15 protein-coding genes are annotated in these 11460 nt (G+C 66.8%); 10 read left to right on the top strand and 5 right to left on the bottom strand.

Annotated features, from left to right (window positions below):
• Window positions 1-144: 144 nt before the first annotated feature.
• On the top strand, window positions 145-423 hold the full coding sequence (locus EWH21_RS13720) for a peptidylprolyl isomerase (protein ID WP_277698576.1): 279 nt from the start codon (window positions 145-147) through the stop codon (window positions 421-423).
• 7 nt (window positions 424-430) lie between these two features.
• Here EWH21_RS13720 and EWH21_RS13725 read toward each other — a convergent pair whose 3' ends face one another.
• From EWH21_RS13725 to EWH21_RS13740, 4 genes are all read right to left on the bottom strand, one after another.
• The gene (locus EWH21_RS13725; protein ID WP_037047853.1) at window positions 431-1342 is read right to left on the bottom strand and encodes a LysR family transcriptional regulator; all 912 of its coding nucleotides are present in this window, start codon (window positions 1340-1342) and stop codon (window positions 431-433) included.
• A gap of 65 nt (window positions 1343-1407) precedes the next feature.
• Entirely contained in the window at window positions 1408-1887 is a 480-nt protein-coding gene (locus EWH21_RS13730; RefSeq protein WP_047591574.1) for a nuclear transport factor 2 family protein, read from the bottom strand.
• A gap of 34 nt (window positions 1888-1921) precedes the next feature.
• A complete protein-coding gene (locus tag EWH21_RS13735) occupies window positions 1922-2488 on the bottom strand; it encodes a TetR/AcrR family transcriptional regulator (RefSeq protein WP_277698577.1) in 567 nt (188 codons plus the stop codon).
• A gap of 114 nt (window positions 2489-2602) precedes the next feature.
• Window positions 2603-3523, bottom strand: coding sequence for a LysR family transcriptional regulator (locus EWH21_RS13740; RefSeq protein ID WP_134676715.1), 921 nt, complete (start codon window positions 3521-3523; stop codon window positions 2603-2605).
• Between the two features lie 141 nt (window positions 3524-3664).
• Between EWH21_RS13740 and EWH21_RS13745 the strand changes: the two genes are divergently transcribed.
• Complete coding sequence (locus EWH21_RS13745) at window positions 3665-4060, top strand: RidA family protein (protein ID WP_037047879.1); 396 nt, start codon at window positions 3665-3667, stop codon at window positions 4058-4060.
• Between the two features lie 33 nt (window positions 4061-4093).
• On the opposite strand, the gene nfsB is transcribed toward EWH21_RS13745, so the two are convergent.
• The gene (gene nfsB / locus EWH21_RS13750) at window positions 4094-4744 is read right to left on the bottom strand and encodes an oxygen-insensitive NAD(P)H nitroreductase (RefSeq protein ID WP_277698578.1); all 651 of its coding nucleotides are present in this window, start codon (window positions 4742-4744) and stop codon (window positions 4094-4096) included.
• Between the two features lie 271 nt (window positions 4745-5015).
• Here nfsB and EWH21_RS13755 point away from each other — a divergent pair, with 271 nt between their 5' ends.
• The 8 genes from EWH21_RS13755 (at window position 5016) to EWH21_RS13790 (ending at window position 11459) form a co-directional block, all read left to right on the top strand.
• On the top strand, window positions 5016-5930 hold the full coding sequence (locus EWH21_RS13755) for an iron-siderophore ABC transporter substrate-binding protein (protein WP_277698579.1): 915 nt from the start codon (window positions 5016-5018) through the stop codon (window positions 5928-5930).
• Window positions 5930-6931, top strand: coding sequence for an iron ABC transporter permease (locus EWH21_RS13760; protein WP_277698580.1), 1002 nt, complete (start codon window positions 5930-5932; stop codon window positions 6929-6931). The genes EWH21_RS13755 and EWH21_RS13760 overlap by 1 nt, the downstream gene beginning before the upstream one ends.
• Before the next feature lies 1 nt (window position 6932).
• Window positions 6933-7997, top strand: coding sequence for an iron ABC transporter permease (locus EWH21_RS13765; protein ID WP_277698581.1), 1065 nt, complete (start codon window positions 6933-6935; stop codon window positions 7995-7997).
• Window positions 7994-8815: an ABC transporter ATP-binding protein gene (locus tag EWH21_RS13770; RefSeq protein WP_047592577.1), complete on the top strand. Its 822-nt coding sequence runs from the start codon at window positions 7994-7996 to the stop codon at window positions 8813-8815. Before EWH21_RS13765 ends, EWH21_RS13770 begins: the two co-directional genes overlap by 4 nt.
• Window positions 8816-9054: 239 nt before the next feature.
• Window positions 9055-9576: a spore coat U domain-containing protein gene (locus tag EWH21_RS13775; RefSeq protein WP_051800525.1), complete on the top strand. Its 522-nt coding sequence runs from the start codon at window positions 9055-9057 to the stop codon at window positions 9574-9576.
• Between the two features lie 51 nt (window positions 9577-9627).
• Window positions 9628-10128, top strand: coding sequence for a spore coat U domain-containing protein (locus EWH21_RS13780; RefSeq protein WP_134676721.1), 501 nt, complete (start codon window positions 9628-9630; stop codon window positions 10126-10128).
• Window positions 10128-10700 (top strand): spore coat U domain-containing protein, encoded by a 573-nt coding sequence (locus tag EWH21_RS13785; RefSeq protein ID WP_277698582.1) that lies wholly within the window; start codon window positions 10128-10130, stop codon window positions 10698-10700. The genes EWH21_RS13780 and EWH21_RS13785 overlap by 1 nt, the downstream gene beginning before the upstream one ends.
• Window positions 10701-10703: 3 nt before the next feature.
• Window positions 10704-11459, top strand: a complete 756-nt coding sequence (locus tag EWH21_RS13790) for a molecular chaperone (protein WP_152488835.1) — start codon at window positions 10704-10706, stop codon at window positions 11457-11459.
• Window position 11460: the final 1 nt, after the last annotated feature.

Below are 11460 nucleotides of genomic sequence, written 5' to 3' on the forward strand. Positions count from 1 at the left end.
GCGCTTCCGTCAACAGCGATTGAAATACCATAGGCCATGATTACCTGCAGTGCGGACAACGCACGACCCATAAAATTGACGTCATTCTGCTGGCGCAGCGAATGCTGGCACAATAGCGCGCTGACAGAATTGAGGAGCCCATCAATGGCAAAGGCAATGGCCCGCCACATCCTGGTCAAGACCGAAGCGGAAGCGGCGGCCCTGAAGAAGCGCATCGCCGCCGGCGAAGCCTTCGATGTGCTGGCACGCAAGCACTCCACCTGCCCGTCCGGCAAGAAAGGTGGCGACCTGGGCGAAGTCCGTCCCGGACAGATGGTCCGCGCGGTGGACCAGGTGATTTTCAAGAAGGCCCTGCGCGAGGTGCACGGCCCGGTGAAGACCCAGTTCGGCTATCACCTGATCCAGGTGTTCTACCGCGCCTGAGCCCCGCTCAGGCGCCCGGCTCGCCCATGAACTCGACGATCTTGCTCCTGATCCAGCGCTCGGCCGGATCGTTGTCGGTCACCCCGCTCCAGACCATGGACAGGTCCGAGTTGACCAGCTCGAATGGCGGGTCATCCGCGCGCAGGCTGGTGCCTTCGATCAGGGCTGCCGCCGCGAAATCCGGCACCGTGGCGAGCATTTCCGTCCCCGCGATGATCGAGCGCAAGCCACTGAACTGCGGCACCGCCAGCACCACGCGACGAGAACGATCGAGGCGCGCCAGATCGTTGTCGATGTTGCCGCACAGGTCGCCCGAGAAGGACACCAGCGCATGCGGCCGGGCGCAGTACTCGTCCAGCGTCAGCGGCCCTGGCCGCTCATCGCCGCGCAGCACCTTGACGCGCATCTCGCGCAGCTTGCGGCGCTTGGCATTGGCCGGCAGCTCGGTGGTGTAGCTGACACCGACGGAGATCTCCCCCGACGCCAGCATCGACGACATCAGCAGGAAGTTGACCCGCCGCACCACGATCACCACCTCCGGCGCCTCCTCGCGGAGCTGATTGAGCAGCGCCGGAAACAGCCCGAACTCGGCATCGTCCGACAGACCGATGCGGAAGGTGTCGCGATTGGTCGCCGGGTTGAACTCCCGGGCACGGCTCACCGCGCCCGAGATGGTGTCCATCGCCGGCTGCAACTCCCGGAGAATCGCCAGGGCCCGCGCCGTCGGCTCGAAACCCCGGCCGTTGCGCACCAGCAGCGGGTCGTCGAACAGGTCGCGCAGGCGCGCCAGCGCCGCACTGACTGCCGGCTGGCCGAGGAACAGCTTCTCCGCAGCCCGCGTCAGGTTCTTCTCGAACATCAGGGTCTCGAAGATCACCAGCAGGTTCAGGTCGACACGGCGCAGATCGTTGCGATTCATTCGGCATCCTTGGAGTTCGGGGTCATCGACGCATTCAAGCAGCAAGTCCCGTGCCTGCGAGCCGTTCAGAGCCCCAGTTCGGACAGACCCGGATGATCATCCGGACGGCGCCCCTGTGGCCAGCGGAACTTGCGCTCGGCCTCGGTGATCGGCAGGTCATTGATGCAGGCGTAGCGATTGACCATCAGGCCGTCAGCGCCGAACTCCCAGTTCTCGTTGCCGTAGGAGCGGAACCAGTTGCCCGAGTCGTCACGCCACTCGTAGGCATAGCGCACGGCGATGCGGTTGTCGGTGAACGCCCAGAGCTCCTTGATCAGACGGTACTCCAGCTCCTTGGCCCATTTGCGTTCGAGGAAGGCCTGCGCCTGGCCGCGCCCGTCGACGAACTCGGCGCGGTTGCGCCAGCGCGTATCCAGGCTGTAGGCCTTGGCGACCTTGGCCGCATCCCGGCTGTTCCAGCCATCCTCGGCGAGACGGACCTTCTCGATGGCGCTCTCGCGGGTGAACGGCGGTAGCGGCGGACGGATTTCATCATTGGACGACATAACGGCACCTCTTGCTTTCAGGGAATGGCGCCCATCACTGGGCATTCGGGGTCTGCAACAGCATCGACGCGGTCTGGCCGGCACAGTCGGCGGCATCGGACTGGCCGGTGACCATGGCAACGGCGGTAGCGCCGTCGATCAACAACAGCAGTTGCCTGGCCACGCCGGCAGCGTCGGCCAGGCCACAGGCGGCGGTGATTTCGTTCAGGTAGCCGAGCAGGCGCTGCTTGTGCAGCCGCGCCACGGCGCGAATCTCGCTGCTCGGATCGCCGGTCTCGCCAGCCGCATTGATGAACGCGCAGCCGCGAAAGTCCGCTGACTCGAACCAGCTGCGCAGCAGCGGGAAGATCGCCAGCAGCCGCGCACGCGGCTCGCCGCTGGACGTGCCATCGATGAACCAGCGCATCCAGCGCTCGTCACGGGCACGCAGCGCCGCCGCCACCAGGGCTTCCTTGGTCGGATACAGGCGATAGATGCTTTTGCGCGCCACCCCCGAGGCCTTGACGATGGCATCCATGCCGGTGGCGTTGATGCCTCCGGCGTAGATCAGGCTTTCGGTGGTCTGCAGCAGGCGCTGCTGGATGGAAGCATCTTCGAGCATGGTTCAGGCACCGCAGAGAATGATCGTTCTCAGCAAGGTAGAACGATCATTCTCTGCGGTCAAGACAATTCTTTGCTGCCCGCTCGTCAGCCTCGGGAACGACGCCCCCTCGGCTCAGCGATGCGCCGACAGCGGGGTATGCTCGGCCATCAGCGCCACCACCCAGTCGATGAACACCCGCAGCTTGGCGCTGACGTGGCGGTTCGGCGCGAATGCCAGGTACATCGGCATCGGCGCCATTTGCCAGTCCTCGAACAGGCGCACCAGCTCGCCGCTGGCCAGGTGCGGCGCGGCCATGTAATGCGGCAGCCAGAGCATGCCCAGCCCAGCCAGGCCGGCCGCGAGATAGGCATTGCCATCATCGACGGTCAGCAGCGGCCGACCTTGCGCCTCGATGCGCTCGTCGCCCCGCTGCATGGCGTAGGGCAAGGCCCTGCCGGTCCGCGACCAGAGAAAGCCCACGGTGCTGTGCCCCGCCTCTTCCAGTTCGCGCGGGTGGCCCGGCGTTCCGCTGCGCTGCAGATAGCCTGGCGTGGCGTAGATGCCCAGTTGCAGGTCGCCCACGTGGCGGGCGATCAGCGACTGGTCGGTGATCTCGCCGCCACGCACCACGCAATCGACGTTCTCGCCAATGATGTCGACGATACGGTCGCTCACCCCCAGGGTCAGCTGAATCTCCGGATAGCGTGCGTAGAACGCTGGCAGGGCCGGAATCAGCAGCATCCGCGCAAAGGGGCTGGGCACGTCGACCCGCAGGCGTCCACGGGGCGCCATCGCCGCGCTGGACAGGCTGGTCTCGGCGTCGTCGACATCGGCCAGCAGGCGCACCACGCGTTCGTAATAGGCCGCGCCGTCGGCGGTGACATTGACCTTGCGCGTGGTGCGGTTGAGCAGACGCACGCGCAGGCGCGCCTCGAGTTGCTGGACGAGCTGGGTCACGCTGGTCTTGCTCATGTGCAGGGTGCTGGCAGCCTTGGTGAAGCTGCCGGTCTCGACCACGCGCGCGAACGCCTGCATCGCATCGAAACGGTCCATTTCGCGTCTCTCTCGACTGTTGATTGTTTGGATTCTACAAACAGTCATGACCAGAGTTGCGCGTTTATCCAGACCAGGCGTCTTCTTACAGTGACTCCATCGTTAACAACGGCTGCAGCGTAGCCCAGATGGAGGTGTGCAATGAACCCCAAACGTGACGTGGTCTTCCCGGCCGATCGCCATGCGCTCTATGAACTTCACCGCTACTCGCCGGCGGTGCGCTCCAATGGATTCCTGTTCGTCTCCGGCCAGGTCGGCAGTCGCAAGGACGGCTCGCCGGAACCGGTTCTCGAAGAGCAGGTGCGCCTGGCCTTCAGCAACCTCAATGCGATTCTTGCCGCGGCGGGCAGCAGCTTCGACGATGTGGTGGACACCACCATCTTCATGGTCGACCCGCATTCGCGCTTCGAGACCATCTGGGAAGTCGCGGCCGAGTACTGGGGCGAAGCCCCCTACTCGACCGCGACGGCCATCGGCGTGACCTGGCTGGCCGGCTTCGACTTCGAGATCAAGGTGATCGCCAAGCTGCCGGAATGATGGCGACGCGCCCCCTGTGCAGGGGCCGTGTGCTCAGAGGTGAGTGAAGACGCGCTCGGCCGGCAGGCGCGACTTCGGCAGCGCCGCATTGAAGTCGCCGTCGCTGTGGTACCCCAGTGCCACGGCGACGACACTGCTCAGCCCCTGGGCAGCCAGGCCCAGTTCCTCATCCAGCGCCGCCCGGTCGATGCCCTCCATCGGCGTGGCATCCACCCCCTTGGCAGCCGCGCCCAGCAGCAGGGTGCCCAGTGCCAGGTAGGCCTGTTTCTCCGTCCAGTGCGGCATGTCGCCAAGGCCGCGATGCAATTCGACGTAGCTGCTGCGCGTGTTGTGCTGGCCGGTGCGCGCCGCATCGTCACGGAAGCGCCCATCGTCGGCTTCCTGTTGCAGCACGTCGGCCAGGTAGGCTTCGTCGATGTCGCGACGCGCGCAGATCAGGATCACGTGCGAAGCGTTGAGGATCTTCGGCTGGTTGTAGGCGAAGCCATCCTGGGCGCCCTTGGCCAGGCGCGCCTTGCCCTCGGCGGTACTGGCCACGACGAAGTGCCACGGCTGCGAATTGACCGACGACGGGGCCAAGCGCAGCAGTTCGAGCAGCTCGTCGATGATCGCCTGATCCACCTGGCGACTGGCATCGTAAGCCTTGGTGGTGTAGCGCTGGCGGGCGAAGGAAACGGGGCTCATGAACACTCTCCTGATCGATGGAGGGAAGGAAATGCGCGCTAGTCTGCAGCATTCGAATGCATGAAAGAAGCCGATGAACGCGCTAGGAGTTTCAAAGCAGAAATGAAAATGACCACCCTGCAGACACCTGTCACAGGCGGAGCTTGAGCGATGTCCTTGTAAAAACTTCGTAAACGCAATGGATTTTCATTACGCTTGAGAGTAAAAGATAGCTTGCTTTCGATCCTGTATGGGGCGGCGTCATCGCAGCCCTTTCGGCCTGGAGTCCTGCATGTCCATCCCCTCTTTCGTGCAACGCACTGCGCTGGCGTTCGCCGCCACGCTGCTGTTCAACCTTCCCCTGCAAGCCAGCGAACGCACGCTGGACAGCGCCAATGGCCCGCTGACACTCAGCGGCACGCCGCAGCGCGTGGTCGCACTGGGCGATAGCGCGCTGGATGCCGCCTTGTCGCTGGGCGTGCAACCCGTCGGCACGCTGGCCAGCCGGGGTGGCAACGACGTGCCGGACTATCTGAAGGCCAAGGCCGGCGCGATCACCCTGGTGGGCAGCGTGCGCGAACCCAACCTGGAGGCGATCCTGCGCCTGCAGCCCGACCTGGTCCTGGCCTCGAGCGAACTGCCGCCCGAGCTGTACGCCAAGCTGAGCCTGATGGCCCCGACCGTGGTGCCCAAGGGCAATAGCTTCGAGGACTGGCGCATCACCTACGCGACCTACGCCCAGGCGCTCGACAAGGCGCAGCAAGGCCAGCAGCGCATCGCCGAAATCGACGCGCGCAGCGCTGCCCTGCGCCAGCGCCTGCCGCAGGGCCAGGCGATCAGCGTGGTGCGCTGGAACCCGCAGGGGCCGGTGATCATGTCCAGCCACCTGTTCGTCGGTCAGCTGCTCGCTGACCTCGGCCTGCGCCCCAACGCGCTGGCGGCCGCCCAGGAGAAGAAGCCACACAGCGACGTGCTCAGCCTGGAAAACCTGTCGCGCATCAATGCCGACTGGATCTTCCTCGCCACGCTCAACCCCGACGGCCGCAAGGCCCTGGACGATGCCCGCAAGCAGCCGGCCTTCACGCGCCTGAAAGCCGTCGCCGAGGATCAGGTGATGACCGTGGATGGGCAGATCTGGAGCAGCAGCTCCGGCTACCTGGCGGCCCAGCAGGTGCTCGATGACGTGGAGAAGGCACTGCTCGACTGATGCCCGCCTCACGCCTGACCGTTGCCAAGGCACTGGGCTTCGCCGCCCTGTGCCTTTTGCTTTTATGTGGCGCCAGCCTGCTGCTCGGGGCCGGCGACATCGGCATCCTGCCCAGTTTCCATGCGCTGCTGGGCGGCCAGGATGACGACGCCCGCTTCATCGTCTTCGAGCTGCGCTGGGTACGCACGGAGCTGGCTCTGCTGGTGGGCGTCGCCCTCGGCGCGGCCGGGGTGCTGCTCCAGGCCGTGACCCGCAATCCACTGGCCGAACCGGGCCTGCTGGGCGTCAGTGCCGGCGCCTCCTTCGCCGTGGTGCTGGCCATCAACCTCGGCGCCTCCGCCGCCAGCCTGCACCTGGGCGTCGCCATGCTCGGCGCGTTGCTGGGTTGCCTGCTGGTGCTGCTGGTCACCCGTCTGCGCGGTGTGGGCGATGACCCGGTGCGTCTGGTGCTGGCCGGCGCCGCCTTCTCCGGCATGCTCGGCGCACTCAGCAGCCTGTTGCTGTTGTGGGATCAGCGCACCGCCGACGAGATGCGTTTCTGGGTCATCGGCGCCCTCGCCGGACGCCCCCTCGACACGCTCGAGTGGAGCATGCCCGGGCTGCTCGCCGGCGTGTTGCTGGCACTGATCGTCGTCCGTCCACTGGCGGCACTGGCCCTGGGTGAACGCGTCGCCAGCGGCCTTGGCCACCACCCGCAACTGACCCGCCTGGGCACGCTGCTGGCCGTGGCGATCCTGGTGGGCACGGCAACGGCTGCAGCCGGCCCCATCGCCTTCATCGGCCTGATCGTGCCCTACATCGCGCGGCGCCTGGTCGGCTCCGACATCCGTCGCACGCTGGCGCTGAGCATGTTTCTGGGGCCTTGCGTCCTGCTCCTGGCCGACGTCATCTCGCGCCTGCTGGTGCAGCCTTACGAACTGCCGGTGGGGGTGGTGAGCGCCTTCGTCGGCGCACCGATCCTGATCGCCGTGGTGCGCAACCATCGCCTGCCGACCTTGTGACATGAAGCATCCATCCGCACGCCCCCGCCTCGCCCCCAGTGGCCACTCCCTGCTATGCCTGGGCGAGTGCAGCCTGCTGCTGCATCGACGCAGCCTGGCGGTCGGCCTGATTCTGGGGGCCCTGCTGCTCGCCGTCAGTACCTGGCTCCTGGCCAGTGGCGATGACGGCCTCACGCCCTGGAAGGCACTGCAGGCCGCCTTTGGCCAGGGTGAACCGTTGCAGGTGTTCCTGATCCAGGAGCTGCGCCTGCCGCGCCTCGTCGCCGGCCTGCTCAGTGGCGCCGCCCTCGGGGCCGCCGGCTGCCTGCTGCAGACCCTGGCGCGCAACCGCCTCGCCACCCCGGGGGTGATCGGCATCGACAACGGCGCCACCGCCTTCGCGGTCGCCTCCATCGTGGCGGTGCCGACCAGCCTTGCCCCCTCGGCGCTGGCCCTGAGCGGGGCCGCCACCGCCGCCGTGCTGACCTTCGCCCTGGCCGCAGGCGGCGGCGCGCGTGGCTACCGCTTCATCGTCGTCGGTATCGCCATCGGCGCGCTGTTCGGCGCACTGACCAACCTCATGCTGGCGCGCAGCGACATGGACGCGGCCAACGCGGCCTACCCCTGGACCGTCGGCAGTCTCAATGCGCGCCCGGCCGACTCGGTGCTGCTGCTCGGCATCGGCCTGGTGCTTGGCCTGCCCCTGGCCAAGCTGCTGATCAACGCGCTGAGCCTGATGCGCTTTTCCGACAGCGTCGCCATCGGCCTCGGCGTGCGCCTGCAGCTGATGCGCCTGCTCACCCTGATCCTCTGCGTCTGGCTCACGGCCCTGGCCGTTGCCGTCGTCGGCCCGGTCGGCCTGATCGCCCTGGCGGCGCCGGAAATGGCACGTCACCTGGGCCGCCGGCATGGCGTGCCGGTGCTCAATGCCGCGCTGTGCGGCGCACTGATGATGATCCTCGCCGACTGGGTCGGCCGCACCCTGCTGGCCCCCATCGAGATTCCGGTGGGCATCATCGCCGCCGTGGTCGGCGGCCCCTACCTGCTGTGGATTCTGCTGCGCCAGCCCTCACGGAGTTCGACATGACCCACCTTTCCTCCCTGCTCGCCGACGCCAGACCGACGGACGTGAGCCTGGAAGCCCGTGAACTGAGCATGGGCTATGCCCAGAGCCTGATCATCGACACGCTCAACCTGACGATCCCCAGCGGCCAGGTCAGCGCCATCGTCGGCCCCAACGGCTGCGGCAAGTCCACCCTGCTCGCCGGCCTGGCCCGCCTGCACAAGCCCAGCGCCGGCAGCGTGCTGCTCGACGGCAAGGCCATCGGCAGCCTGCCCTCGCGCGAGGTCGCACGGCGGCTGGCCCTGTTGCCCCAGGATGCCAGCGCGCCGGATGGCTTGACCGTCAGCGAGCTGATCCGCTTCGGCCGTCAGCCGCACCAGAGCTTGCTGCGCCAGTGGAGCGAGGAGGATCAGGCGATCGTCGACGCCGCGCTGGCGGCGGCGGACCTGGTCGAACTGGCCGATCGCCCCCTGGAGTCCATGTCCGGGGGCCAGCGCCAGCGTGCCTGGCTGGCCATGGCCATCGCGCAGACCACGCCGCTGCTGCTGCTCGACGAGCCCACCTCGGCGCTCGACCTGGGCCATCAGATCGAGGTGTTCGAGCTGATCCGCGAGTTGGCCGCCGCCGGCAAGACCATCGTCATGGTGGTGCATGACCTGTCCAGCGCCTGCCGCTACGCCGATCACCTGATCGCCATGCACCAGGGGCGGATCGTTGCCAGCGGCAGCCCGAACGACATCGTCACGCCACAGCTGGTGGAACGCCTGTACGGCGTGCGTTGCACATTGCTGAGCGACCCGCTGAGCGGTACCCCGGTGATTGCCGGGGTGAGCCGGCTGTAAAGCGCCAGGCCGGACAATCCGGCCCGGACGCTGCACTCTGAAAACCGCGTAAGCCATCACCGATTCGTCATTCCGGTTATTACTTACACGGACAAATTCTCCTGACCAATCAGTCATTTATTCGCAATATTCGTTGCCTGCGCCAACCGGACGGGGCGGGCCGTCTTTGAGCCTCCGACGAGCTTGAACTATGGTCCAAGCAACTCCGTTTGGAAGGGACTCGAGCGATGAAGTGCGTCATGAGAAGCGCCGTACTGACCCTCTTCTTCTTCTCCGCACCGGCATTCTCGGCCGGCGAGTTGCAAGGTCAACTGAACATCCAGATCACCATCGGCAGTGGCTGTACGGTCACCAACGGCAGTGCCAGTGGCAGCGGCAACACCTTCGGTTCGCTGTCATTCGGTGACTACAACGACCTCAACAACCTGATCGACGGACGCTCCCTCGGCAACTCCGGCGGCAGCTCGTTCGGCCTGCAGTGCACGCAGAACACGCCCTACACCATCGCGCTGAACGCCGGGCAGAACGCCACCGGCGGACAGCGACGCATGAACAGCGGCGGCGTCCTCATCGATTACAACCTCTACCAGGATGCCGGTCGCACGCAGTCCTGGGGCGATGGCGGCGCCACCGGCAACGTGCTTTCCGGCACCGGTACCGGCAATGACGAAGAGGTGGTCGTCTACGGCCGCGTACCCGCGCAGACCACGCCCGTCGCCGGCACCTACACCGACACCGTGCAGGTGACCATCGCCTGGTAACCCCTCACGGCCCGTGCAAGAGGACGTCACGCCTACCAAGGAAGAATCACCATGCACCGCCTGATCGCCCTGCTACTCCTGCTGACCCCGGGCGTTCTGCCTGCGGTCGACAAGACCGCCACGGTCGGCCTCAGCGTGGAGGTACTGCCGGCCTGCCAGGCAGGCGGCGACAGTGGTTCCGGGGTCAGCTTCGGCACCCTGGATTTCGGCACCCACCTCAGGCTCGACAACCTCATCGAGCGCGTGGGCCAGCCCGGAGCAGGCGCCCTGCGCATCAACTGCCAGCAGAACATTCCCTATCGCGTGCTGATCAACGCCGGCCACAGCGGCACCACCAGCAACCGCCAGATGGCGGGGCCTGGCGCCGACGTGGTGAGCTACAACCTCTACACCAGCGCCGACCACGCCACGGTCTGGGACGATACGACTGGCGTCAGCGCCATGGGCAACGGCCAGGACCAGTGGCTGCCGGTCTATGCCCGGGTACCGGCCCAGGGCGCGCCGCTGCCGGGCAACTACAGCGACACCCTGACCATCACGGTGAGCTGGTGATGCCGTGCCGAGCCCTTGCGCCCACAACAGCCGGCCTCGCCTGCCTGACCCTGCTGGCTGCACCCGTGGTGCCAGTCCTCGGCGATACCGGGGTCAACGATCAGATCGTCAGCCAGAGCTTCCAGCTGCGCGCGGAAATCGTGGCGGGCTGCCTGCTTGGCAGCGGCGCCAGCGACGCCACCTCGTTCGGCAACCTGTCGTTCGGCCAGGTCAGCAGCCTGCCAGGCAACCTGGACATCGCCAGCACGCCGGGCAACGGCTCCATCGTCCTGCAGTGCTCTCCCGGCACCTCGGTCAGCGTCTCGCTCAATGCCGGGCTCAACGCCAGCAGCGTCGGCCTGGGCCGCTACCTCGCCCTGGGCAGCGAGCGCCTGCGCTACCAGCTCTATCAGGATGCCGCCCGCAGCATCATCTGGGGCGACGACAGCAACGGAGGCACGCGCATGAGCATCAACTTCCCCAGTGGCGGCGGCAGCCAGACCTATCCGGTGTACGCCCGCCTGTTCAGCGTCAGCCCGATGCCCTCGGCCGGCCTCTACACCGATACCGTCACCGTTACCGTGAGCTACTGAGCCATGTGCACGCGCGCCCTGCTGCTCGGCTGCCTGCTGGCGACAGCGATGCTCAGCGTCGCCGTGCAGGCGGCCACCTCCATACTCATCTGGCCCATCAACCCGATGATCGAGGCGGATCGTCAGAAGTCAGCCGCACTGTGGCTGGAGAACCGTGGCCTGGAGCCGGTGGACCTGCAGGTCAGGGTGATGACCTGGGAGCAGGAAGCCTTCGCAGACCGCCTGAGCCAACAGAAGCAGGTGGTCGGCAGCCCGCCGATGGCCACCGTGCAACCGGGCAAGCGCCAGCTGGTCAGGCTGGTCAACCTGCAACCGCCGCCGCCCGGCACCCTGCGCACCTACCGGGTACTGGTCGACGAGGTGCTGCCGCCCAGGGCGAATCCGTCGCAGCTGGGCGTGCAGTTCCAGATGCGCTACTCCGTGCCGCTGGTCGTGGTCGGCCCCGGAGCCTATCTGGATGACGGCTTGCGCGAAGCACCCGACCAGGGTCAGCCACTGGCGCCGGACCTGCGCTACCGCTTCGTCGAGGAACGCGCCGGAACCTTCCTCCACCTGCACAACGTCGGCCCCGCACCAGCCAGGCTGTCGCAGGTGGAACTGCTGCGCGCCAACGGCCCCCAGCCCGTCGCCGAAGGACTGCTCGGCTACGTCCTGCCCGGCGCCAGGATGCGCTGGCCGATGCCGCGCGGGGTTCGCAGCGGGCGCATACAGGCGCGCATCAACGAGAGTCGCCAAGCGCAGGTACTGGCCACTGAGTAGC

This window comes from Pseudomonas sp. REST10 (genome assembly GCF_029542605.1).
Classification (GTDB): domain Bacteria; phylum Pseudomonadota; class Gammaproteobacteria; order Pseudomonadales; family Pseudomonadaceae; genus Aquipseudomonas; species Aquipseudomonas khazarica.

Coding starts and splice junctions, on each gene's coding strand:
- EWH21_RS13720 (WP_277698576.1), top strand. CDS start 145: ATGGCAAAGGCAATGGCCCGCCACATCCTGGTCAAGACCGAAGCGGAA.
- EWH21_RS13725 (WP_037047853.1), bottom strand. CDS start 1,342: ATGAATCGCAACGATCTGCGCCGTGTCGACCTGAACCTGCTGGTGATC.
- EWH21_RS13730 (WP_047591574.1), bottom strand. CDS start 1,887: ATGTCGTCCAATGATGAAATCCGTCCGCCGCTACCGCCGTTCACCCGC.
- EWH21_RS13735 (WP_277698577.1), bottom strand. CDS start 2,488: ATGCTCGAAGATGCTTCCATCCAGCAGCGCCTGCTGCAGACCACCGAA.
- EWH21_RS13740 (WP_134676715.1), bottom strand. CDS start 3,523: ATGGACCGTTTCGATGCGATGCAGGCGTTCGCGCGCGTGGTCGAGACC.
- EWH21_RS13745 (WP_037047879.1), top strand. CDS start 3,665: ATGAACCCCAAACGTGACGTGGTCTTCCCGGCCGATCGCCATGCGCTC.
- nfsB (WP_277698578.1), bottom strand. CDS start 4,744: ATGAGCCCCGTTTCCTTCGCCCGCCAGCGCTACACCACCAAGGCTTAC.
- EWH21_RS13755 (WP_277698579.1), top strand. CDS start 5,016: ATGTCCATCCCCTCTTTCGTGCAACGCACTGCGCTGGCGTTCGCCGCC.
- EWH21_RS13760 (WP_277698580.1), top strand. CDS start 5,930: ATGCCCGCCTCACGCCTGACCGTTGCCAAGGCACTGGGCTTCGCCGCC.
- EWH21_RS13765 (WP_277698581.1), top strand. CDS start 6,933: ATGAAGCATCCATCCGCACGCCCCCGCCTCGCCCCCAGTGGCCACTCC.
- EWH21_RS13770 (WP_047592577.1), top strand. CDS start 7,994: ATGACCCACCTTTCCTCCCTGCTCGCCGACGCCAGACCGACGGACGTG.
- EWH21_RS13775 (WP_051800525.1), top strand. CDS start 9,055: ATGAGAAGCGCCGTACTGACCCTCTTCTTCTTCTCCGCACCGGCATTC.
- EWH21_RS13780 (WP_134676721.1), top strand. CDS start 9,628: ATGCACCGCCTGATCGCCCTGCTACTCCTGCTGACCCCGGGCGTTCTG.
- EWH21_RS13785 (WP_277698582.1), top strand. CDS start 10,128: ATGCCGTGCCGAGCCCTTGCGCCCACAACAGCCGGCCTCGCCTGCCTG.
- EWH21_RS13790 (WP_152488835.1), top strand. CDS start 10,704: ATGTGCACGCGCGCCCTGCTGCTCGGCTGCCTGCTGGCGACAGCGATG.